Below are 22,462 nucleotides of genomic sequence, written 5' to 3'. Positions count from 1 at the left end.
TTTCGAGGAGGTCCGGGATGTGGACGCGGATGCAGCGGAGCCGTACGCAGCCATGGACGGCCATCCCTGCGCAGCCGATGGATCAACCGCCGGCGCTCCCGGCCCGCTCGGCCTCCCCCGCACCTAGGACGGACCCGTAGGCCTGCGCACTGCCACCAGCGCCCCCTTGCCTCCCCCCGCTCCGCTCCCGCTCGACCAACTGCCGGACCATCCCGACGAGTTCAGCCGGCTCGAACGGTTTGGCGAGAAAGGCGTCGACACCCACTTCGAGCCCGGCCTCGACCTCGTACGGGGTGCAGGCACTGATGATGGCGAGCGGCACGTCACGGGTTCGCGGATCGGCTCGCAGCCGAGCGGCGGTCCGGATCCCGTCCAGCCGGGGCATGACGACGTCGAGGGTCACGACATCGGGCCGCACCTGATGAACGACATCAAGACACTCGGCACCATCGGCCGCGGTCACGACCTCCAGCCCCTCCAGCTCGAGGTTGACCCTGATCAACTGCCGGATGACCTTGTTGTCGTCCACAACAAGCACCCGGCCCGACACGCCTGGCACAACTCGAGAGTAGGTCGGCCCCGGCCACCGCGTCCGGGTTTTCCCCACTTCCACCCCGACCGGGGACCCGCAACCCCGCCCTCGACAGGGGAAACCCGTTCATGACCACTCCGGGGGAGCTGGTAGTGTTCTATCCGTCGCCGCGAGCAACGCGACCGACACGCCCCCGTAGCTCAGGGGATAGAGCAACGGCCTCCGGAGCCGTGTGCGCAGGTTCGAATCCTGCCGGGGGCACCTTGTTTGAGGTGCCCAAAGACCCCGCCATCAGCGCTTTCGCTGGGACGGGGTCTTCGCGTATACGCAGGCGTGTGCCGCTCGGAGCGGCTGTATGTCGGGTGTCGTGGACTATCCGTGGACTGGCCGCAGGCCAGGAACCCGCAGGTCAGGGCCGGAAAACGCCGAGGCCCCCGGACCGTAGTCCAGGGGCCATCATGCCGCAGGTCCGCGTGTCGAAGGGGTATCGGGATCAGGTCCTGTCGTCGAGCTAGTCCTCCTGCTGCCAGACCCGCGGCCAGTTACCAGAAGGGGGAGGCGGCCCTGATATATCAAGATCACGTCGCGCAAGGACATAGAAGGCGTCACGCGCTCGGCTCACCTGCTGCACGGCCCTTGTCCATCCCGCAGGATCATCCTTCAGACCGCGCGCGTACAGCTCAACGTTCCAAACCGCTTCGTGCCACTTACGTGCCGCCCCGATTGTTTCTGCGTCGCCGATCAGCAGCACAGATTCCCACTCGGCTGCACGCCGTACTTCATTCTCGGCAAGCTGCGCCATGCCCTGTTCGGGATCCAGCGGGTCCACTGCATGCGGAAACCCTCTTGCCGCACCCATGCGCTGTGCAACGCTCAGCTGCTGCTTCAGGGTGTTGGCGTAGGACGCATACGCGTCCAGCCTCTTTTCATCCCACCGCTCGGCTCTGCCTCGTCGCCACCGGCTCCGCTCCGTGAAGTTCGTCGCCACGTAGGAACTCGCGGCTCCAACTACGACACCCAGCAAAGCTGGCAACTGCTCCCACAACGCTAATTCCCCCTAGCCTGACTCGATCAGTCGGGGACACAGTGCCGTACTCAGGGACTCCGGGCCAGGTGGCAGGCCTAGTTCAGATACTCGCTGCGAACTGCTTCGAGTTGCCACAGGCAATCATCTGCCACGCCTTCCTTCGCCTCAGCATCCAAAGAAGCCCAACCTACTCACGTGAGTAGGTTGGGCTCGGACACGGCCGTCACGTCATTCAGGGACGGCATCGTCCAACAACGCGGCGATCCGGCGATTGGCGACATCCTGACGGCCGTCGAGGCACTTCGCGTACCGGCTCAGCAGCACTTCGACGCTGTTGCCCGCGCGCTCCGCGACCTCGGTGGGGTCGACGCCGGCGTTGAGCCAGGAGGAGAGCGCGGCGTGCCTCAGGTCGTACGGCCGAGCGGCCAGCGGCGAGGCCACCTGTTCCGGCGTGAGCGCCAGGTGTCGGGCCTCGTCCCAGACGCGCCAGTACGTAGTGGAGGCGACCACTCCCCCGCGTTCGTTGGCGAACAGCCGCCCGTCCTTGGCGGTGCCGAACTCCTCGATGTGGGCGAGGAGCATTCGGACGAGACGGGGCGGGATCGGGACGATGCGCGTTTCGTTCGCAGGGCGATTCTTGAGGCCGCGGTTGTCGTGAACCTCCCCGGTCCCGGTCCAGCGCTTCCCAACGGTCGGCCGGGTCTTCTCCAGGATCAGCGAACCCCACCCGGTCTCCGGCAGCGTGCAGTCCGGACGACGCAGCGCCACAGCTTCCGCCGGCCGAAGCCCAGCGAAGTACATGCAGGCGAAGAGCGCGACCATGCGCCGCCCCCGGGCCCTGCGGTAACCGCCGACGTATGAGACGGCGGCCAGGAGCTCACGTGCCTGCCGCGGGTTCACCACGACCCGGCGGTCGACTTCCTTGGTCACCTTCGGGGGCTTCCACTTCACGAGCGTGACCGGGTTCTCCGGGAGCTCCCCCAGTTCGACCGCGTAGGCCAGGGCGTTGAAGAGGACCGCCCGCTTGCGCCGTACTGTCTCGGCGGCGGCCGGAGCGCCGGAAAGCGTGAGCTTGAGTGAGTCGAGGACGCGGCGGATGTCTGCCGGATTCTTGAGCGTCGCCAACGGCAGCGAGGCCTTGGCCACCCAGCGAAGAGCGTTCGCGATGTCGACCTGCGGAGCTTCCTCGTCCGAGCCTTGGACGACGAAAGCCCAGCCCCGCAGCGCACGGCGCAAGACGTCGTCAGCTGGCCGCCCCGGGCGATCGCCTAACAGCTGAGTTGTGACGAGCGTCATCGTCTCGTTCAGGCTGTCGCGGGAGTTCGGAGCTGCGTGCGGCCACTTCATGGCGACGTACGCCCGTGCGAAGTCGTACCAGGTACGGGACGCTTTGACGGGTGTCATCGAGTCCGGCAGACCGGCTTCCGTGTCGAATGCCTCGCCCTTCTACGCAGCCCGAAGAAGCTTGGCGCGGAAGTTGTCGGCGAGTGCCTTGGTCCGGAAGGTCTCCGAGAACGGCGGGGCATCGCCGACTTTCCAGCGCACGTCATACGACGGCGTCTTGTACGGCCGCTTGCGGATGCCCCACACCCTCACGTCATGCGACTTCACGCCGTCTCCGCGAGCCCGTGGAGCCACGCGTTGAAGTCACTGCGCCACACGCGGAGCTCACCATTCGGAAGCTTGATCGCTTCCGGTGCCTGCCCCAGCTCCCGCCAGCGGTAGAAGGTTCGGCGGGACACTCCGCCGAGCTCGGCGAGGATCTGCGGGACAGTCATCAGTTCGTCCCGTCGGCGGTCCATGTCGGTTCTCCTTCCGTTCCGGGGGCGGGTTCAAGGGATGCGGCAAGCCAGGCTTCGGCGTCGGACAAGCCAGTGCCGGCAAAGACCCAGTGCGCGAGGACGAGCGTGGTTTCTCCGTCCTGGGGAGCGGCTGTGGCGGTTTGTGCGCGGCGCCATTCGGCGCGGGCGTCGCGGAGGGCGCCGAGGGTGGTGGAGTAGCGGCGGGACTTGGTGGAGAAGTGGCCGCGGAAGCCGAGCATGTGGGCCCAGGCGCGCAAGCGGAGGTGTTCGAGATCCTTGCGGGCGCCGAGGGTCCAAGCAGTGCGGATCATGCGCCGGGCGTGGTCGGTGATCCGAGCCTGTGCCAGCTCGGCGAGGAAGCGGATCGGCCGGTCCAGGGTGCCGGTTGCCGTCTCGGCGCCTTTGGTGGCGTACTTGGCGATGTACGCCGCTACGGCCCGCTCAGTCACCTCCTGGCCGCCGTCGAAGTCGGCGGAGCGGATGGTGCGCACGTCGAGTTGACGGCCGAAGGTAAAGGTGTGGGCGCGGCCGTCGATGTCCGGTCCGTTGACGCAGGTGGCGGTAACGGCGGCCTGGATGGCGTCGGTCAGCAGCTCGACGGAGGCCCAGGCGGGAGGGGCCGTGTCGCCGCCCTCCGGGCCGTCGAGGCGGATGACCGCGTGGAAGTGGACGGCGCCCCGCTTCTGGTACTCGGCGACCTTGGCGAAGGACACGCGTGCGTGATGCCGAAACGCGCGTTGGGTGAGTCCGGCGCGCTTGGCGATCTCACGGCGCAGGTAGATCGAGAAGCGCCGCCAGAGGGCTCCGGCGTGGGCATTCCAGAGCACGGCCGCCTCGTAGTCGTACGTGTCCGGATCGAGGGGCGTACCGAGGTCCGGGTCTATGTCGTCGTGCCGGATACCGCAGCGGCAGGGCCGCCCGCCGGAGGGGCGGTTGTGGACGGGGCCGAAGCTCGGTGCGGTGAGGGTGGCGAAGACGCGTGGGTGTGTGCCGACCTGTTCGGCGGTGCCCTTGCCGCCACGGAGTCCGGCGGTGATCAGGTGGAAGGTGTCTCGGCGGTAGACCTCCGCGCAGGCCGCACAGCGGGTGGCGCGACGGTTGTTGCAGCGGACGAGGAGGCTTCCGGCGGGCAGGGAGGACGAGTCGAGGTGGTGGAGGACGCGCCCGATCTCTCCGGTTGTCGAGTCGACGGCGTACTCGGTGCGGTGGCCGTCGAGGCGCACAGGGTTCGTGCAACCGCCCAGGCCGGAAAGTTGGCGGGCCAGCTCGGGCATGGTGCCGAGGGAGGCCAGCATGGAGAGTTCCACCAGCGGGGGCGGAGTCTGCCGGGTGATGATGGGTCTTCCTTTCGGCTGTTTCGGTGGTTGGGAAGGACGGCCCCGGGGCGGCGGGATGCTGGCGGCGTTTGCCGCCCCGGCGGCCGGTCAGCGCCTGTTGGCGCCGGTGACGAGGGAGCGCAGGACCACGGCGGCGATGGCCACGGACACGGCCGAGACGGCGACCGCCGCCAGGAGCGCGGTGAGGACGACGCCGACGACGACCACGGCGGCCACCGCACCGGCGCCGACCCCGAGGAACGGGGCGACGGAGCGGCCGGCGGAGGGAGCCGGGGCGTGATCCTGCGGGATGTGAGTGGTGATGCTCGGGACGTGCGGGGTGTCGGGCAGTTTGGGGCGGAACATCGCGGGACTCCTTGTCGGTCGGGGTGTCATTCGTGGGTGCCGTTGACGACGTCGACCCCGGAGCGGGTGCCGGACTCGATGGCCGGGGCGAGGATGGTGCGCGAGAGCCAGAAGCCGAAGAGCGCGATCACGACGGCGACCCAGAGGCGGATGCCGAGGAACTTGATCGCGGCCCAGGCGATGACGCCCAGGACGAAGACGAGCGGCAGCGAGACAGTCACAGGAGCTCCTCAGCGGACGCGGCAGCGGTGGGTGCGCGCGGCCAGCTCGGCGGCGGCGCGGCTGTCGTAGTCGGTGGAGAAGCCGCACCGCGGAGCCGTGCAGGCAGCGGTGTGCTTCTCGCGGCCCCGGCTGTCGTAGTAGGTGCCGACCTGGACGGGGCCGATGCGGACGACGCGGCGGAAACGGCGGTGGGCGGACATCAGGGCGTCTCCTTGTCGGTCTCGCCGGTGAAGTCGGTGACGTGGTCGGCCAGCCAGCGCAAGATCTCGTCGCCCTCGTAGCTGTCGGCGGCGAGGATCACCGGTTCGGCGATCAGCACGGCTTCGGTGAGTCGGTTCTGTCGGGTCAGCTCGGCGGCGCGCTTGAGCGCGCGGAGCGTGGACGGGCGCAAGGGGGAGATTCCTCCGGGTCAGGTGAGTTGGGTGGTGATGGCTTCGGCGAGCGGCATGGGCACACCGAGCCGGGCGCGAAGGGTCGAGGTGTCGATGTCGGTCCCGGTCCTGGCGCGGTGTTCGTCGGCGACCTTGCGGGCGAGGGTGACAAGCGCGGGTGGTACCGGGGATGCAGGCGGCGGCGCCGACTTCGGTGCGGCGGACGGCAGTTCAGGCGCAGCCGCGGGCGGCTCGATGTCTGCGGCGGTCCGTCCCGGCGCCTGTGCCGTCGAAGGCGGTTCCGGTGCCGTCGCCGGGTCCGCGCTGGGATGCGCTGCTCCGTGAGCGAGCAGCGTGCCGCCGAGGAAGGCGACCGCAGGCCAGCCGGCGACGAGGATGCGGAGCCAGGCCGGTACGTTCTCCAGGTCGAGCAGACCGGCGGTGGCGACGTTGGCGCCGAGGGACGCGGTCAGCGCGACGACGAACCAGCACCACCCGGCCGTCTTCGACTCACCGGAGCGCAGACGCCGCCAGGCCGCGACCAACAGCAGGTCGACAGAGACCGGATAGGCCCAGGCCTTCCAGCCGTCCTGTCCGGCGGCGAGTGCCAGGTCATGCAGGTGAGCGAAGGACAGTGCGGCGGCGATCACCGCTTGAACGAGCACGGCGTCCACACGGACGGGCAGGGCGCGCACGGCCACTCCTTCCAGTTTCGGGCATGGGTGGGGTAGGGACTTGGCGCGGGACGGCCACGCCGACCGTGGGAGCGAGTCGGTTACTCGGTGATCGGCTGAGGAGTGGCCAGGGGACCGGACTCCTTCACCGGCACGGGTGGAACGTGAGGCCGGAACGGCGCGAGCGCCGGAACGTCCGGGGCGAGGTGCGCCGTCTCGCGGCAGGTGGCCGCAGCGTCGGCGAGGGACAGGTGAGGGGTGCGGATGCGGGACCAGCCGCCGGACGTGTCGCCGACGACGGCGAGGCCGGGCAACTCGGCGGCGATGGCGCAGGCGGCCAGGACAGCCTCAGGGGCGATGTCACCGAGCGCCATCTTCGCGGACGCTTCGTCGTTCACCCGATGGCAGACCCGGCCGGTGAGCTGAGCCCGAAGCATGGTCGCCCCCTTGCCCAACTCGGCCCCGAAGCGCTGCCCGCACACCTCCAGATAGATGCCGGCCGCACGGCCGAGCTGGGCGAGCCGGATGAGCTGGGTGACCATCTCGTCCCGTCGCTCTTCCTCCTTCCTCGTGGCGACGAGGAAGAGTTCGGCCACTTCATCGACGAACAGCACGATGGGAGCCGGGCGTTCGTCCTCCGGCAGGCCCCAGACGTCCGAGGTGATCAGCTCATCCGGGGTGCCGGGCGCGATGCCCTGCCGCGCTTTGATCAGGTCGTACCGGTCCTCCATTTCCTTGACGAGCACGGGCAGCAGCTCGGCCGCCTGCTCCGGATCGGTCGCCAGCGCGGAGAGCCGAGGAGCGAACGGCGCCAGCTCCACACCGCGCTTGCAGTCGATCCCGACCAGGACCACCGGCTGAGCGGCCAGCCCGGCAAGCAGGTTCCGCAGGAACATGGACTTGCCGGACAGCGTGGCGCCGAGCACGAGTTCGTGAGGTACGGCCCGGTAGTCCCTTACGAAGGCGGTTGCGTCCTCACGCAGAGCCACCGGCACGCGGAGCGGACCAGCTTCGGTCCGGCGAGGCATCCGCACCTTCCGCAGGACGTCGAAGCCGACGAGCCGCAGTTCCACGACGCCGGGCTTGACGTCCCGCACATAGACGGCGTGAACACCCCAGGCATGCCGCAGCCGTTCGGCCGAGGCCGCCACGTCCGCCGGTTCCTGACCCGGAGCCAGCCGCAGCCGAATCCGCAGACCGGTCGAGGTGGGCCGGATCATGCCCCGGCGAGGAGGCACCGGCCGGACCTCACGGCGAGTCGTGGCCTTGACGGCCAGGGCCCGCCACCGGGGCGGCTCGACCGTCAGGCCGCACGCGTCCATGGTGGAGGTGTAGGAGGCCAGCAGCCGGGCCACAGAGACGGGCAGCCCGACCGTGGACCAGTACGCCGCCGGATGGGCATGCCGGGCGTAGGCCGCGCCCCCTATCGCAGCGAGCGACCCGCCCAGCTCGGCCCACGTCACCAGGTCGGTCACGACGATCAGCCCGCCTGCTCCATCGGGAAGGCGCCGGGAGCAACGGCGGTCGCCCGGTAGGCGATGCCGTGCCGCTGCTGCCCGTTGAAGACGCTCTCCCACGGCCGGGCGATGAGCCCCGGCAGCGAGACCGGGGCCCCGACGGTCAGACCGTCCGTCACACCGCTCTCGGGGACGGTGACCTGAAGCAGCGACGACTCACCCTCGTCGATATAGACGACGCCGACCGTCATCAGCGCCTCACCGCTCACGGCGTCCTTGGCGATCTCACCGGTCTGCCGGTCACGCACCTTCGGCGCCGGCGCTTCGGTGAGCAGGATCGTGGCGGCCGAGGCGTCAATACGGATCACACGCACAGAGATTTCTCCTTGTCGATCAACCAACTCGCCACCTGACAAGTTGACTTATCAAGTTCGAAGCTACGGATGCCAGGTTGACTTGTCAAGTGATTCGCGGTGGTCGGCGAGCGGCCATGGAGCCCCGAGCGCACCATGGAGTTCAGCGGCAAGGGAGGGCGCGAAATGAGTAAGAAGAACCGCGCTCCAGAACCACAGTCATGGGGCCCTCGTACTCCACAAGGAGCAGCACCGCCGCCGGGCACCTGGCCGGGACCACCTCAAGGATCACCCCCAAGTCAGCCCCCACACCAGGGCAGTACGGCACCCCCACCTAGGAAGCGGCACCGTGTCTTCCTGTGGGTCTTCCTCGCAGTGCAGCTCTTGTTCCTGGCCTGGGTCATAGTGGGCGCCACTGGCGCCAGCGGTACGCCCGAAGAATGCCGCGGCCTGACGGGAGACGATCTAGACCTGTGCAACGACGCGAACGACGTCGGAACCACGATCGGGGTGGGCCTGGTGATCGGGCTCTGGGTAGCCACGGACTTCATCCTGGCCCTGACATACGTGATCTACCGACTTGCCAGCCGCCAGCCTCGGAGCTGAGGCCCTTCACCCGTCAGCTGAGGCGGTAGGTGTCTTCAAGTTCCTGCCGGTCAGCAGGAAGCAGCACGTCAGAGACCTGCAACGCTTGCCCTGACGCGTCGCACGCGATGACCAGGACGCTCAGCACGGGCACACCATCCGGCAGGCCCAAGAGTTCGGCTTCACCTGTCTCAGGGAGCCGGGCTGAGACTCGTTCCGTGACATGGTCGAAGCGGATCTTCTTCCTCGCTTCCAGGTGCTCGCGCACACTGCTGGCAAGGACTTCAGCGCTCGCCAGCTCAGTGTCGTCCACCAGGCCGGCGGGGAAGTACGACGAGACCAGCTCAACTGCTTCGCCTTCCTCCTCAACGAGGAAGCGACGCATGAGGACTTCGGCCTTCTTCGGCAAGCCGAGCGCTGAGGCGACTCGCGCCGGGACAACGACTTCAGCGACTTCCACGAGGCGTCCCGGGGTCTGGGACTCATCGCGCTGCAGAGCCTCTCGCCCCCGCCTGTCCTTCTGCTCGATCACCTCCGGCCGGTCCCGAACGATCGTGCCGTACCCCTGTCGGGACTCCAGCCAGCCGTCACGCTTCAGCAGTTCCAGCGCCCGCACGACGGTGGGGCGGGACATCCCGAAGGACTGCACCAACTGGTTCTCGCTGGGCACCCGAGTGCCAGGCGGGTACGTGCCGTCCTCGATGCGACGCTGGATCGTCTGTGCGAGGCGCACGTACTTCGGTGGCTCCACTTCATACGCCATGAACGCCGCCTGTCGGGATTGGCCAAGTCAACTGGTCAACCAGACTAGCGAATCTTCGATTGTCAAAGTAGAAGCGGAGCGAACTCTTACCTTCCGGGCCAGGCATCGGCCACCACGAAAGAGACGACGGTTCCTCCGAAGCGGCTCGGTGCGGCGTGCCATGACTCGGCCAGCGAATCGACCAGGAGCAGCCCACGCCCGTGGGAGTCGTTGGCATCGGGGTGCCTCAGTCGCACGTTCGCCGGAAAGCCAGGGTTGTGCACGTCGACCCGGAGCGAGGTCCCCTCACGGAACCACTCGACCCATACGAGCCAGGGTTCGTCCGACCGGCCGTAAGCAATGGCGTTGGTCACCAGCTCCGAGATCATCAGCACACAGTCGTCGACGGAGCAGGCCGGGTTGTACGGAGCGATGTGTTTGCGGAACCAGCGCCGAGCCCGCGGCACAGACTCAGCGACAGGGTGCAAGGTCATCGCACCGAGGCGCGGTGACTCCTCAGACGGGTAGCGGTCGATCATGTAGGCCATGGGTGCTCACTTCCTGCCGCTGCCGTCGCAGTCGAGGCAGCGCCGCTTCGATGTGGCACGGGTGCGATCGGCGGCGGTGGCAAGCGCCAGGGTCGTTCGTGAGCCGACACGCTTCCAGCCGCGCCCCCGGCAACCCCGGCAAGGTAAGTGCGTGCCCTGATCCGGCCGCTGACTCGTCACACCGCGCCTCCTCCCACTGAAGTGGCCTTAGCCACTTTCTGGATAGTGGCATTAGCCACTTGGCCGACGCAAGCGATTCGCCGCAACTGGCCCCCTCAGGTGAGGGGGTAGCCCTGCTCGAACGCCCAGCGATGCGGCGGGTAGGTGGCCTCAGCGAACTCCAACGGCCGGTCCTGGAGGTCGAAGACGACGTGGTGCACGATCAGCACGGCGGAGTCGGCAGCAAGTTGAAGGTCCTCGGCCTCTTCCTCAGTCGCCGCACGCGCACACATGCGGTCTTCCGCGTAACTCCCCTGCCGCCCGGTCAGATTCTCGACGTACAGCAGCGTCCCCTCTTGGATCCGCTCCGGCTCCAGAAGCTTCGGCGCACGTTGACCGACATCCGGAGCGAACCACGAGGTGGAGAGCGTGATCGGCCCGTCCTGGTTGTTGGTCACCCGGCGCCGGTGCACCGCACGGCGATCCTTGACCAGGCCCAGCGCCTCAGCGACGTGATCCGGCGCCTCCAGCCAACCGGCAGAGGTGATCACGGCGTACTCGCCAGGCGTGTAGATCTTCCCGGTCTGCCGAGCGCGCCCGTACAACTCACGAGCCCGCCGGTTGACTTCGAGGCTCCGCACGTAGGTGCCCGACCCCTGACGCTTCTCGACGAGCCCTTGATGGCTCAGCGCCTCCAACGACCGCGCGGCCGTGGGCCTGGAGACCTTCCAGTCCGCCGCCAACTGCCGTTCGGACGGCACCTCATCACCTGGTCGCAGGTCACCCCGAAGAATCTGATCACGGATGTAGTGCGCGATCTGGAGATACTTCGGCTGAGCCTCCTCGATCTGCGGCATCAGTCCTCCTCACCCAAGCGAGCCCCAGGCGAGTAGTCGGGCACCCCGCTACCGAGCTGAGGCCGCTTCTCGATACAAGTGGCTATGGCCTCTAGCCACTATAGGGTGAGTGGTCAACCCCCCACCCCGTAGGCTGAGACGCATGACGCGGTTGATCGTCGCAGCAGGAGGAGGGGGCGACGCAGTCGCCGCCGCCATGATTCACGCCGCCCTCTACGGCGACGAGGACCAGGCGGTGATCCTCACGTACGCGTGGGACCGCCTCTTGGTCGACCCAGTACCGGGCCCCCGAGGACCAGACAACTTCACCGGTCTCCTGCCCCTCACCCCAGCAGTCTGGGCAGTGCCGGCCGAGGCCCGCCCGATCGCTCCGGCAGGCTCGAATCTCCCCCGACTTGCAGCAGAGCTCCCGCACACGCTCGCGCTGATCGATCCGCGCCACGGGGTCGAGGGCGTCACCCGCCAACTCGAAGAGCTGGTGGACCATTTGTCACCAGCGTCAATCGACCTCCTGGACGTGGGCGGCGACGTCCTCGCCCGCGGCGACGAGCCAACGCTGAAGAGCCCACTCGCCGACGCCGTCACACTCGCCGCGTGCTGCCAGGTGAACGCTCCCGTCCGCCTGTTGGTGGCGGGCCCCGGCCTCGATGGCGAACTCCCTCTCGACGAACTGCGCGGCATGCTCGGCCCGCTCATCCACACCCTCACAGCGAGGGACGTCGAGCCGATCAGCTCGGTCCTGGAGTGGCATCCCTCCGAGGCAACCGGGATGCTCGCGGCGACAGCCCGAGGCGTACGCGGCACTTGCGAGATGCGAGACGCCGGCCTCCCGGTCCCCCTCACCGACGAGGGGCCGACGGTCCATGAGGTCGACCTGGACGAGGCACTGACCCGCAACCAGTTGACCCGAGCCATCCTGACCACCGCCACCCTGGACGAGGTCGAGGCACACAGCCGCGAAATCTGCGGCTACTCGGAGATCGACTACGAGCGCAACAAGGCCGCATGGCTCAAGGACCAGCCACCGGTGCAGCTCGACCCAGACGCCGTACTGTCCCAGCTCGACCAGTTCGAAGCTGAGGCCCGCGGCCGCGGAGTTACCCACACGACGTTCCGCCGCATCACAGAAGCCTTGAACCTCAACGTCTCCTTGCGCGAGGACCTGCGCCAGCTGCTGATCAACAGCCGTCCGAAGCAGTACGACGCTCCCCTGTGGCGCACCACATCCGCTGCTGAGTAACAACCTTCTTCACGGGTTCAAGGCCCGCGCACGGCGCGGGCGCGCGCCGCCTCTGCGGCGCGGCCTGCCTCCTGTCTGCGCCCCGGCTGGCCGCGCCCGGCGGCGCGCTGGCGAGCTGCGGGCATGAGGTGGGAGACACCCTCTGTGGCTGGGGCGGTCGGCTCCACGGCTTTAGGCAGCCACTTTGGGGCGAGCCTCTAAGATCATGGCCCCAACGTCGTGCTTTAGCGGGCAGGTCCACAGACTGCCCGACTCGCCGGAAGCTTACGGGGCCATGATCACTCGCCCCAAAGCAGCTCCAGCCCAAAGCCGTTCCGCCGACCTAAAGCATCAACGAGCGGGACGCCCTCCACACAGGGCACGATGGGAGCCGACAGCAATGGCCTACCAAAGGAGGAATGAGTGAGAGGAAAGAAGAGCGAGTGGCTGACACATGAGTACTTCCGCACCTACCGGATAGCCAACGCTGTCGACATCATCACCCGCGACCCATTCGCCTACTTACGCGAATTGGAAGCATTGACCGTTGATAACGGAATCTACGAGTTCCTCCCGAACTGGCAAAAGGATTCCGCCCTTCATAAGTTCATCCGTTTTATCGCCGATGACATTCTCATGGGTGATACCGACGGCCCCACGCGGGTTCCCTTCGGAACCGACCCGCTCAATCCCCAGTGGATCCTCCCTGCAGACGCCGCGATGATGAACTATGGGATCATCCGCGAGCCTCTTTTCTTCATCCCGGACACCCCAGCACCCGCGCCGGGAAACGTTGACGACCCGTCGGAGTTGGACGATCCCCACCACGTCGCCAACGCTTGCTACGACTACCTTGTAGATCTGCAAGGGACCCAGGCCTATGAGGACCTCATGTCCCGCATCGCCGATGAAGTGTTTTTCGTCATGTTCTCGAATCGGCGAGCCTTGGCTAATTTGCATAAATTTCTGGCCGTATACGTCCGCGAAGTCGACCCGCAGTACATCGGTGAGGATGAAAATGAGCTAGGTCGACTACTCGAGCGTGACGGAGAGCTCAAGCGAGTTCGCCCTCCAGGTTGGGCACGGAAGGCCGTTTTCTATCGCGATCGTGGACGATGCACAAGTTGCGGCGTGAATCTCTCTGGCCTGATAGATACTTTCGATGTCGCCAATTATGACCACATGATGCCGCTGTCGCGTGGCGGACTAAACGACGTAACAAACTTGCAGCTGCTCTGCGAGAGATGCAACAACAGGAAAGCTGACCGAATTACCATTCCAAGCAACCGTTATCGTCGCTGGTACTGATATGTCATGCCAGAACGTCAAGGGAGACGGGACCGTTAGGATGGCTACATATTGACGGATCAACCGGCTGTCTCAATTAGACAGCCGCGACAGAAGGGCAGACAATAAAGGAGAGCAAAGGAGTCTGCCATGTCAGATCCTATAGAGATATTCAATGCACAGAAGCATGCTCAGGAAGAGGCTGCACGCCAAGCGCAGGAAGAAGCAGAGCGGCAGGCTGAGCGTGAGCGGATCGCTCAGGAAGAGAGGGAAGCGGCTCGCCAGCGCGCCAACGAGCAAGCACAGCGCGAGCAGCAAGGTCGCCTTTGGGGAGACAGGTAGCAGCATCCCCCAAGCGAACTCCGGGCCGTAACGGGGTTGGCCGACGCCGACTGGCAACGACCGAAGCCCACGGCATCCGAACTGGCAGAGCCATGGGCTTCTCCAGTGCCGCTGGTCAGCAGCAGTACCGATTAGTACACCGACATGCCAGGCTCGTTGACGGCAGCGCTGGCGGCAACGACGGCAGACGACAGCGGCACTCAGCGGCTCGGAACGGTGGCGGGACGAGACGATCTGACCAGCCCTCCACGCCGTGCCCGCATCTTCTAAGCGCCGGAGTCCAGACAACGCTGACGCCTCCTCGGGGTCCGATCGCTAGGCTCGGCTCCGTGAGCAAAGACGCCCGTCTCATAGCGAACCATCGAGTCCACGTCGTACCAGCGGTCTTGGCTCTGGCCAATCCACCGTCGCAGCGGGACGTGTGGCTCGACCCTTCGGTGTTCGAGAACGTGGACCACGTCTTTCATACGCTCTTCGATGACTCCTGCGACGCAGACGAGCCCGAGCGATTCCTCGGCATCAGTCTCATGCGCCAGTTTGGTGTCACGCTCAACGCTGCGGCGGCCCAGGCACCCAACGACACGGACGAGGAGTATCTACAGTCGCCCTGTTGGCCTGACGTCGTTGCCGCCGCCGGGCGTCTCGCTCAAGTCATGGTCGATAACGACTTGAAAGACCTTGCTGGGCTGCACGAGTCCACCTAAGCCCTGACACTCGAATTGAGCCGCAGCATTGAGTGTCTAAGTGCGTGACAACGCGGACAGACAGCGGCGGACACGCGCGGACGCCTACGGACCATCTCAACAGGTCAGATGAGCAGTGGCACAAGGTCAGTAGACCACTCAAGTTGCTTCGGGACAAAGAGGTCCGTGCCCCAATGTGATCGGGCGTGCGGGGACTGCGGGGAACTGCGGTGGCGGGCGGACAGGGCACCAGTGGGGCACCAGCAGCCCCGCCGGGCGGGATGGGCGCAGGCAAAGACTGCGGCCGCCAGGACGCCGCCGGCAACGGATGGCCGGGTACTGCTCGGGCGAGGCCTAATCACCGCGTTCGATGCCTGTGTGATCATTCGGCGGTCGCGCTCCCCGCGACGCAGTTCAACTCTTGCTTGGCCAAGGATGCGGCACAGCCCTGCAACATCAGCAGCGCGGTCTCCGAGTTATCTGCGAGGGATCCTTCTCCCCGCGCCGCTGCCACTAAGGGGTCCTTTCAGAATGCTGGGTTCTTGCGGGCGAGGGTCATGCAGTGAGCGAGCTGGAGGAAGGCGTCGTGCATGTCGTCTCGGGTTTCCCAGCGGGTCCGTAAGCGGCGTGGGCCGTGGAGCCAGGCGATGGCGGACTCAGCGACCCATCGCACCCGGCCCAGGCCCGAGCCATGGGGCTGTCCGCGCCGGGCGATCTTCGGGACGATGCCGCGCTCGCGCAGTCGGCGGCGGTAACTGTCGTGGTCGTACCCGCGGTCGGCATACAACGCCCGGGGCTTGCGCCTAGGCCTGCCCCGCTTGCCCCGCACCGGCGGCACGCCGTCGACCAGCGGCAGGAGCTGCGTGACGTCGTTGCGGTGCCCACCCGTCAACGACACCCGCAGAGGGATACCGTGCGCCTCGGTCAGCACGTGATGCTTCGAGCCCGGCCGCGCACGGTCAACCGGACTCGGACCGACTTTTGGGCTGCTTCGCCCCCGCTTGGCCTGCACGTGCGAGGCGTCAACGGTGACGCGGGAGAAGTCCAGGCGGTCCGCCGCCCGCAACCGGTCCAGCAGCACCCGCTGGAGTTCCTCCCACACCCCGGCCTGCTGCCATTCGGCCAGCCGCCGCCAACAGGTAGGACCGGAACCGAACCCCAACTCCTGCGGCAGGTACTCCCACTGGATCCCGGTGTAGAGGACGAACAGCACGCCCTGGAGCGTCTTGCGGTCATCGATCCGCTTGCGCCCCGGATACCGGAACCGCCGCTCATGCTTCGGCAGCAGCGGCTCGATCACCGCCCACAACTCGTCGCTGACCTCCCACGGCTTCCGCCGTGTCATGGTCACCCCCACAAAGCACGGGATCACGTCCACCTCCACCGTGCCACAAGTAGATCTTTCTGCAAGGACCCCTAAGATGTCGATGCTGGTGAACTGAGCGTACAAGATCACACGTTTCGGTTACACGAGATGGCAACTCGGCCGGTTGGGACTTCGTCGGCCGGCCTCTTGACGGACGTGTGGACTGTCGAGGTCGCCGCTGGAGTCTAAGAGTTTGGGTGGAGGGGTCTGATGTCTGCGAGTGTCGACCCGGTCGTCAGTGCCCGTATGTCCCGAATCCGAGGGCGCGACACCGCACCCGAGATAAAAGTGCGCCGGGAGTTGCATCGGCGCGGTCTTCGGTACCGGGTGAACTTCAAGCCCGTGCCCACATTGAAGCGGACGGTCGACATTGCCTTCACAAAGCAGCGAGTTGCTGTCCTGATCGACGGGTGCTTCTGGCATGGCTGTCCGGAGCACTTTCGGCCAGCCAAGGGGGATCGGAGGGAATTTTGGGCGGCCAAGGTCGCTGAGAATCAACGCCGTGATCAGGACTCCACCAGGGCGTTCACGTCGGCGGGATGGACCGTTCTTCGTTTTTGGGAGCACGCTGACCCGGTCGAGGTAGCCCACAAGATCGAGGACGAAGTGATCAGACGGTCCGTAAGTCGGCGGTCGCCTTCCGAGAGACCCTGTAGGTGACCTGCTCGCATCGAGCTCTCAATACGGTGGCTAGCGAGAGCGCGAGGTGCCAATCATCGTCGGGCAGCGGTGCGGTGTTGGGCTTGGTGACGGCGATAGTGATCAATTGCGACTCGGACTCCGCCCGGCGTAGGCAGGCGTGCCAGACCATGCCCTGTAGGCCGCTCATTGGGCCCCATGTGATGAAGGCCGACTCACTATGGGGTCCATCGGCGAGGCAACGCATCGGTTTCACGTCCAGTGTCTGCGCGCGAAGGGTCCATCCCGAGCCCATGGCGAGCCGAACGACCGACTGCGGACCGGGGTACTCGCGTGTCGTCATCTGAGCCATCGGCCCGACACCTTCGAGTGCCCGACGGTACTGCTTCGCCGGTCCGTCCTTGATCCACGGGCGAATCTTCTCCGTAGGCATGAACCTAGCGAGTCGCCCGCCGATCTTGGGGTCCTTGACGAACCGGTCGTACATTTCAGTCGCTGCAGGCGAAGAGACCTCCTCCCATCGCATGGCGTCGAAATGGCGGGTTAGCTCCGCGAAGATCTCCAAGCGGATCGGTTCCGGAAGGGTCGCCATCAGCCCCCCTCGACGGGCGGGAACTCCAAACGGACGCTGTCGTCGGCTCCCCCGAGGTCACCCACGTCGGCCATCCATTGGTCCAGAAGTCCCTTCACCCTCAGGTCCTCGAACTCGAACTGGTTCCGTCCGACTGATACCTGCTCGATCTCGCCCTCGGACACCTGTTCTCGCATGTCGTATACCTCGGCCAACCGGCGGATGTCGCTGACGAAGTCCAGTACCTCCACGTGAGTCTTTCCCTTGCGAAGACGGAGTCCGCGGCCAAGCTGCTGCACGAAGATACGTCGGCTGTGGGTCACCCGGGCGAAGCAGAGAATGTTGACGTCGGGCACGTCGACGCCCTCATTGAGGATGTCTACGGCGACGAGAATGGGCACTTCTCCTGTACGAAAGTTGAGCAATCGTGCCCGTCGCTCCCGTGTCTTCAGCCTGGCATGCAGCGTCTCGGCCCGCTCCCAGCCAGGCCGTCGGCCGAGCAGGTCGCGCATCCGCTCGGCGTGCTCGATCGTCTGGCAGAAGACGATGGCCCGCGGGTTCGTGGTCTGGTCCCAGACCTTCTCGAGGTGTCCCCGAACAGACTCGTCCCGCTCGGGGATGAAGAGGCGCTTGTTCAGGTCCTTGATGGAGTAGCCGTGCTCGGAAGCATGGCGGACGAAGTCCCAGTCAATGTTGTCGGCGAACACGCGGTACTTCACGTCCGCGAGGTAGCCCAGTCTCATGCCCTCCGAGATGGACACCCGCTCAACTGGTTCGCCGAAGGTCCGCTCAATGTCGTACCGGTCGCCTCGCCAGGGCGTGGCCGTCACACCCATCCGTTTGGCCTTGGGTAGCAGACCCATCATTGTGGCGTAGTTCCCGGTCTCCCCCACGTGGTGCGCCTCGTCCACGATCACCAGCTCGGGGGCGTAGCCCGATTGGATGTAGTCACGTGCTGTGTTCGATACGCCGAAGGTGACGCCTGGCAGGGAATCGGGTTTCGAATCGCCGTGCAGCAGACGGGTCGGTACGTCCTTGGGAACGTCCCGCCACATCGCCCGTTCGAGTTGCTCCACAAGGTCGATCATGTGCGCGGTGACCAGCACCTTGGCTCCCGGATTGGCGAGAAGGAATCGTCGCAGCAACCTGCCAGCGACGACCGTCTTGCCGAGGCCCGTAGCGAGGTAGATAAGCGCCTCACCGGCGTCCTCTAGGGCGGCCCAGGCCGCTTCTACGGCACGGTCCTGATAGGGGTGGAGGTCGAACGGCGTGACTCGCTCCGGAGCGCGATCGTAGATCGTCGCCAACCGCCGGCCGTCCCAAAGGGTCACGTTGACTCCAACGTCCCTCAGCGCGTCCGCTCGCTCCTTGGCTTTCTGGGTGAACAGTTGATTGGTGACCACTACCGCTCGGTGGATCGCATAGTGCCGCATCGCCGCGTGGGTTTCGTCCACGGCATCGCGATCCACATTGCCCGACTTCTTCCACTTCGACTGGAAGATCCAATCCTCACCGTTGAGTCGGCCAAGGAGGTCAGCACCTTTATCCCCGGGACCATCGATGTTGACCACATCCGTGAACGAGATCAGGCCGAGCAACCGCTCCAGCTGGCGCGTGAAGCCCTTCGGGCCTTCCTCAACAAGGAAGGCCGACTCTAGGAATGATCTGTTCATGCCTGGACGATCTCCGCGTCCAGTAGGTCCGCAGTAAGGAGCAGGCGGGACAGTTCCAAGGTGTTCTGCAGGGGTGGGCCCATCACCATCCGCTTAAGGTCGGTGAGGAAGGCGCTAACACGAGCCACTTGGTCCGCCTGCGTCTCCTCGCCGAGCGCAGCGTAAGTGGTGCGGAACAACCCGCCGTCCAGCACCAGTTCGGGACCGCTCGTAACGAGGTCGAGGACGCCCTCGACTCCCAGGTAGCGCGCGAACTCTCCGTTTTCCACCGCTGCCTTCCAATCGACATCCGGTGCCACCGCGATGGCGTACGACTCGGCGGCCCGCTTCGACTGACCGGATAGGGCGGACCAGAACGTGGCCGCGTCCTTCGAGGTGAGATCGGCGAGCCGATCTCGCAAGCCCTCCAGCAGCATCTCCGCGCGACTACGCACCGCGCTGGAGTCCACCCGCCGGTCCGGGAACTGCTCGAGGATCGAGGTCACCAATCCGTCAATGGAGCCCGATACGGAGTACACGCTCTTCAACTGCGGTGCCGCGCAGACGAGCGCGACGTTCAATGGGGACCACCCGTACCGCGCGATCAGCGTGGTATCGGAGTCCACGTAGATCTCTACCTCGCCAGCTACGATCCGAACCACGGCCGGCTGCCGGTGGCCGTCCTTGAGCAGTTCGACTCCGGAGGTGACGTAGACGCGAAAGACCGCCTGAGCGGTACCAAGGCGAACTTCGCGGTCAGTGTCGGGAAGCAGCGTTGCGTGCTCCCTGTACCTCGCGAAGCGCTGGTCCTCGGTCTCCGGCCGTGTCTCTGCGGCTGGCTCCGGCTGCTTCTGATCTTGAGACGATGAGTGGCCGTCGGCCGCCCCCGTCCCCAGATGTCCAAGCCCTTCCCCGGTGAGCCAGTCATCCTCGTCGGACGGCGGTGCAGGCTCCGGCGGTGGCCCATTCTTGACCCGATCATGGTCGGCCGCAGCCTCGTACCATTTATCGTCGGTCTGATACTCCGGATCCCCGCTGCGGAACTTCTGCGCCCACCTCTTCGCCTCATTATGGATGGCGGTACTGCCGTTGCCCGGCATGAGGTACCGGAGACCCGGTTTGTTCTCCCGGAAGGCGTTGAAGAACCGACTCATCGGAGAGTCGTTCTCGCGATTGAACAGGCGCTTGGCCAGCTGTGGACGCAAGGGCAGGTCGCCTCGAACCTTCTCGACCATGTATCGCCACTCCGGCGACGAGGTGTCGAAATTGGTCTTGCGGACGTTGACCGGCGCGTGGTCGAGATGGATCTCACCGACGATTCGGCCCATACCGAGTTCGATCGGATACTCCAGCTCAATGTCTCCGTCTGGCCCCTCCCAGTCGAACAGAGACCTGTCCCTTGTCGTAATCGCGCGCCCGCTCCGGAGAAACGTCAGACCGAAGTCAGACTTATCAGCGAACCTCTGCACGCCCAGCCAGCCCACGATCCGGCGCTCTCGCTCCTGGATTTCAGTGCTCTCACAATCAACGCACCGGTCGTACCTTGAGGTGTACCAGCGCCCACAGTTCATACAGGCGAAGGCGTTGGTGAGTGGCACGTGGATTTGTTTCGCGGCAGGCGCCTCCGCAGCCTTGTACATGACCGACCGGGTCGGGTCCCAGATACACGGCACGAGGGGGGGCACCTGACGAGAGTTGACGTACAGGCGCTGGTTCAACCCGCCCATCAACTGCGCGCCCGAATGAGGGCCGTCGGGATCACGCAGCATGTACGTGTAGATCCTCCCTAGGTTCCTGCTGACCTCCCGGATCGAACTCGCCGACTTCAACTTGACGACTACGTCGTCGCGGAGGTTCGTCACCGAGACTAGAGTGCCGTGCTCATCGGGATCCTTCCGCTCGTAACGAAGGGGCACCTCATACGACGACCGTCGCTGCATCTCCCTAAGATCGATGGTGGCGGTGATCCAGTGGTCGTCGCCACGCCGTCCCGAACGGACCTCCGTTACCGTGCCAAGGCGGGCCGTGGCGATGTTGAAGCCCATGCCGAACAGGCCGAGGCTGCCGAACCGTTGCTTACCCGACGTGCCGGCGCTCAGGGCGTACCGTAATTCCGCCGGAGACATCCCCCGGCCGTTGTCGCTCACTACGACCTTGGCACCCCGGTTCACCTTGCCCGCCGTGGGCAGAGTGACGTCTATTCGAGGTTCCAGCGTTTCATCGACACGGGTGGCCTCGACGAGCTCGTCGAGACAGTTGTCGATCAACTCGCATAGGCACTGGTGAAGTTGGAGGTCGACCTCCGCGATCATCTCCAAGATCCGGGGAGAGGGCGTCAGGTTGAGAGTGCCGGGTCGCGTCTCCGTCTCCGTCATGCTTCGGTTCCCTCCGCGCGCAGTGCGGCGTGGACACTTTCGGCCACGACCCGCGCCAACTCAACCGGAACTGCGTTGCCGAGCTGGCGCATCGCCTTGCCCCAAGGGCCATGCAGCTCGTAGTCGTCTGGGAAGGTTTGCAAGCGGGCACTTTCCCTGACCGTGAAGTAGCGGATGGAGCCATCCGCCTCACGCAGCATGTTCTCTCCGCCGGGAACCCCGTGACGCCCTGCTTTCAACGTCTTCGCTGGCCAGTCCACCGGACTACCGGTGTGACCAGGGTAGGAGCGAGCTCCCGGTTGAAGGACGTGGTTGAGGACGCCTCTAGTACCCGTCAGCGTTGGCTCGGGAAGACCGGCCAGCGCGTCGCGTACGGTGCGCCAGCGAGCTTGGACCTCGTCCGGCCGCAGTTCCGCAGGTATTGGGACGTTAGGCCGCTCTGGGCGTTTCGCCTTCGCCACTTCATGTTCCTGCCAGTACTCACCAGTTGTCCACTGAGCATGCAGGAGCGCGCGCCTTGAGTGTGTGACATGCGGGAATTCCCAGGTCACGTCCAGATCGTTTCGGAATCCAACCAGGAAGACGCGCTGGCGCTGCTGCGGCACGCCGTAGTCCGCCGCGTTAGCGAAGGCGGGAGTGACCCGATAGGCCAACTCTTGGTTGCTGACGTCTTTGCCTGCCGCCCGGAGCCGCAGCAGGTGATCCCCCCACAGTTCGTCGGGCTTCGCGGCGAGGAGTGGCAGTGAAAGCCTGGCCTGGATGTACTGGAAATAGTCAGCGAACCTCGGGCGCGCCAGACCCCTCACGTTCTCGACGATGAACGCGCGAGGCCTCAGGTGGGCGATCGCCTCCGCCGTGGCCGGGAACATGTCACGCTCGTCGTCGTCCGCCTTGCCGCGGCCGCCAATGGAGAACGGCTGGCACGGCGGGCCGGCAGCGACGAGATCCACCCCGTCGGTGATGCGGGACCAGTTGAAGTCCCGCACGTCGCCCTCCTCGACGTGCCAGTTCGCGACGAGCTCGTTCCCCCGGGCCTGGTTCTGTCGCACCGTGTCGCAGGCCCACTTGTCCAACTCCAAGGTCGCCAGCGGGTCGAAGCCAGCCTCCTGACAACCCAGCGCGAGCCCGCCAGCGCCAGCGAACAACTCCACGCTCGCGAGCCGGGCGGGCGTGTTCCTCATCAATAAGAGGGAGGGGTGGCGAACGGTAACGCTCGCAGGAACGACCGCAGTCTCAGACATGCACTTCTTCCAACCATAGCCTTAGTCTGAACATCATGATGCCGCACGCTCCGACGACCTCGCCAGGACTCGTGGG

General features: G+C 65.9%; 24 protein-coding genes, 1 tRNA gene and 1 pseudogene. 5 read left to right on the top strand and 21 right to left on the bottom strand.

Features of this window, described 5'->3' with window-relative positions:
* Positions 1–82: 82 nt before the first annotated feature.
* Positions 83–559: a response regulator gene (locus tag V8690_RS29475; RefSeq protein ID WP_338783148.1), complete on the bottom strand. Its 477-nt coding sequence runs from the start codon at positions 557–559 to the stop codon at positions 83–85.
* A 162-nt stretch (positions 560–721) separates the two neighbouring features.
* Here V8690_RS29475 and V8690_RS29470 point away from each other — a divergent pair.
* Positions 722–793 (top strand) — tRNA-Arg (locus V8690_RS29470).
* A gap of 250 nt (positions 794–1,043) precedes the next feature.
* Here the strand turns inward: V8690_RS29470 and V8690_RS29465 are convergent.
* The 14 genes and pseudogenes from V8690_RS29465 to V8690_RS29400 all read right to left on the bottom strand — a co-directional run bounded on the left by V8690_RS29465 (position 1,044) and on the right by V8690_RS29400 (position 11,011).
* Entirely contained in the window at positions 1,044–1,520 is a 477-nt protein-coding gene (locus V8690_RS29465; RefSeq protein WP_338783146.1) for a hypothetical protein, read from the bottom strand.
* 267 nt (positions 1,521–1,787) lie between these two features.
* Positions 1,788–3,170: pseudogene (locus tag V8690_RS29460) on the bottom strand (tyrosine-type recombinase/integrase).
* Complete coding sequence (locus V8690_RS29455) at positions 3,167–3,361, bottom strand: helix-turn-helix domain-containing protein (RefSeq protein ID WP_338783145.1); 195 nt, start codon at positions 3,359–3,361, stop codon at positions 3,167–3,169. The pseudogene V8690_RS29460 and the gene V8690_RS29455 overlap by 4 nt, the downstream one beginning before the upstream one ends.
* Entirely contained in the window at positions 3,337–4,656 is a 1,320-nt protein-coding gene (locus V8690_RS29450) for a replication initiator (RefSeq protein WP_338783144.1), read from the bottom strand. The genes V8690_RS29455 and V8690_RS29450 overlap by 25 nt, the downstream gene beginning before the upstream one ends.
* 129 nt (positions 4,657–4,785) lie before the next feature.
* Positions 4,786–5,043, bottom strand: coding sequence for a SpdD protein (locus V8690_RS29445; RefSeq protein WP_338783142.1), 258 nt, complete (start codon positions 5,041–5,043; stop codon positions 4,786–4,788).
* Between the two features lie 26 nt (positions 5,044–5,069).
* Complete coding sequence (locus V8690_RS29440; protein ID WP_338783141.1) at positions 5,070–5,264, bottom strand: hypothetical protein; 195 nt, start codon at positions 5,262–5,264, stop codon at positions 5,070–5,072.
* A gap of 9 nt (positions 5,265–5,273) precedes the next feature.
* Complete coding sequence (locus tag V8690_RS29435) at positions 5,274–5,465, bottom strand: mobile element transfer protein (RefSeq protein WP_338783139.1); 192 nt, start codon at positions 5,463–5,465, stop codon at positions 5,274–5,276.
* A complete protein-coding gene (locus V8690_RS29430; RefSeq protein ID WP_338783138.1) occupies positions 5,465–5,656 on the bottom strand; it encodes a hypothetical protein in 192 nt (63 codons plus the stop codon). The genes V8690_RS29435 and V8690_RS29430 overlap by 1 nt, the downstream gene beginning before the upstream one ends.
* Before the next feature lie 18 nt (positions 5,657–5,674).
* On the bottom strand, positions 5,675–6,331 hold the full coding sequence (locus V8690_RS29425; protein ID WP_338783137.1) for a DUF2637 domain-containing protein: 657 nt from the start codon (positions 6,329–6,331) through the stop codon (positions 5,675–5,677).
* An 80-nt stretch (positions 6,332–6,411) separates the two neighbouring features.
* A complete protein-coding gene (locus tag V8690_RS29420; RefSeq protein WP_338783136.1) occupies positions 6,412–7,785 on the bottom strand; it encodes an FtsK/SpoIIIE domain-containing protein in 1,374 nt (457 codons plus the stop codon).
* Positions 7,786–7,790: 5 nt separating this feature from the next.
* Positions 7,791–8,141: a hypothetical protein gene (locus V8690_RS29415; RefSeq protein WP_338783135.1), complete on the bottom strand. Its 351-nt coding sequence runs from the start codon at positions 8,139–8,141 to the stop codon at positions 7,791–7,793.
* Positions 8,142–8,739: 598 nt separating this feature from the next.
* Positions 8,740–9,468: a GntR family transcriptional regulator gene (locus tag V8690_RS29410; RefSeq protein WP_338783134.1), complete on the bottom strand. Its 729-nt coding sequence runs from the start codon at positions 9,466–9,468 to the stop codon at positions 8,740–8,742.
* An 86-nt stretch (positions 9,469–9,554) separates the two neighbouring features.
* A complete protein-coding gene (locus V8690_RS29405; protein WP_338783133.1) occupies positions 9,555–9,995 on the bottom strand; it encodes an ATP-binding protein in 441 nt (146 codons plus the stop codon).
* A 275-nt stretch (positions 9,996–10,270) separates the two neighbouring features.
* Positions 10,271–11,011 carry a GntR family transcriptional regulator gene (locus tag V8690_RS29400; RefSeq protein WP_338783132.1) on the bottom strand — a complete coding sequence of 247 codons (741 nt, stop codon included), beginning with the start codon at positions 11,009–11,011 and terminating at the stop codon, positions 10,271–10,273.
* Positions 11,012–11,153: 142 nt separating this feature from the next.
* On the opposite strand from V8690_RS29400, the gene V8690_RS29395 reads away from it, so the two are divergent.
* Both V8690_RS29395 and V8690_RS29390 read left to right on the top strand, forming a co-directional pair.
* A complete protein-coding gene (locus tag V8690_RS29395) occupies positions 11,154–12,251 on the top strand; it encodes a DUF1152 domain-containing protein (protein WP_338783131.1) in 1,098 nt (365 codons plus the stop codon).
* A 402-nt stretch (positions 12,252–12,653) separates the two neighbouring features.
* A complete protein-coding gene (locus tag V8690_RS29390; protein WP_338783130.1) occupies positions 12,654–13,538 on the top strand; it encodes an HNH endonuclease signature motif containing protein in 885 nt (294 codons plus the stop codon).
* Positions 13,539–13,670: 132 nt separating this feature from the next.
* Here V8690_RS29390 and V8690_RS29385 read toward each other — a convergent pair whose 3' ends face one another.
* Positions 13,671–13,865, bottom strand: coding sequence for a hypothetical protein (locus V8690_RS29385; RefSeq protein ID WP_338783129.1), 195 nt, complete (start codon positions 13,863–13,865; stop codon positions 13,671–13,673).
* A 323-nt stretch (positions 13,866–14,188) separates the two neighbouring features.
* On the opposite strand from V8690_RS29385, the gene V8690_RS29380 reads away from it, so the two are divergent.
* A complete protein-coding gene (locus tag V8690_RS29380) occupies positions 14,189–14,563 on the top strand; it encodes a hypothetical protein (protein ID WP_338783128.1) in 375 nt (124 codons plus the stop codon).
* A 505-nt stretch (positions 14,564–15,068) separates the two neighbouring features.
* On the opposite strand, the gene V8690_RS29375 is transcribed toward V8690_RS29380, so the two are convergent.
* Positions 15,069–15,887 (bottom strand): IS5 family transposase, encoded by an 819-nt coding sequence (locus tag V8690_RS29375; protein WP_338777454.1) that lies wholly within the window; start codon positions 15,885–15,887, stop codon positions 15,069–15,071.
* 231 nt (positions 15,888–16,118) lie between these two features.
* Between V8690_RS29375 and V8690_RS29370 the strand changes: the two genes are divergently transcribed.
* Positions 16,119–16,568, top strand: coding sequence for a very short patch repair endonuclease (locus tag V8690_RS29370; protein ID WP_338783127.1), 450 nt, complete (start codon positions 16,119–16,121; stop codon positions 16,566–16,568).
* On the opposite strand, the gene V8690_RS29365 is transcribed toward V8690_RS29370, so the two are convergent.
* Genes V8690_RS29365 through V8690_RS29350 form a run of 4 tightly spaced genes read right to left on the bottom strand, consistent with a single transcriptional unit; the run spans position 16,519 to position 22,326 of the window.
* On the bottom strand, positions 16,519–17,139 hold the full coding sequence (locus tag V8690_RS29365) for a hypothetical protein (protein ID WP_338783126.1): 621 nt from the start codon (positions 17,137–17,139) through the stop codon (positions 16,519–16,521). The genes V8690_RS29370 and V8690_RS29365 overlap by 50 nt on opposite strands.
* A complete protein-coding gene (locus V8690_RS29360; protein ID WP_338783125.1) occupies positions 17,139–18,791 on the bottom strand; it encodes a helicase-related protein in 1,653 nt (550 codons plus the stop codon). Before V8690_RS29360 ends, V8690_RS29365 begins: the two co-directional genes overlap by 1 nt.
* A complete protein-coding gene (locus V8690_RS29355; protein WP_338783124.1) occupies positions 18,788–21,145 on the bottom strand; it encodes an ATP-binding protein in 2,358 nt (785 codons plus the stop codon). Before V8690_RS29355 ends, V8690_RS29360 begins: the two co-directional genes overlap by 4 nt.
* Positions 21,142–22,326, bottom strand: a complete 1,185-nt coding sequence (locus V8690_RS29350) for a DNA cytosine methyltransferase (RefSeq protein WP_338783122.1) — start codon at positions 22,324–22,326, stop codon at positions 21,142–21,144. Before V8690_RS29350 ends, V8690_RS29355 begins: the two co-directional genes overlap by 4 nt.
* Between the last annotated feature and the right edge of the window lie 136 nt (positions 22,327–22,462).

Origin of the sequence: Streptomyces sp. DG1A-41 (genome assembly GCF_037055355.1) — a bacterium.
GTDB lineage: Bacteria > Actinomycetota > Actinomycetes > Streptomycetales > Streptomycetaceae > Streptomyces.
This window is presented reverse-complemented; position numbering and strand designations above follow the sequence as displayed.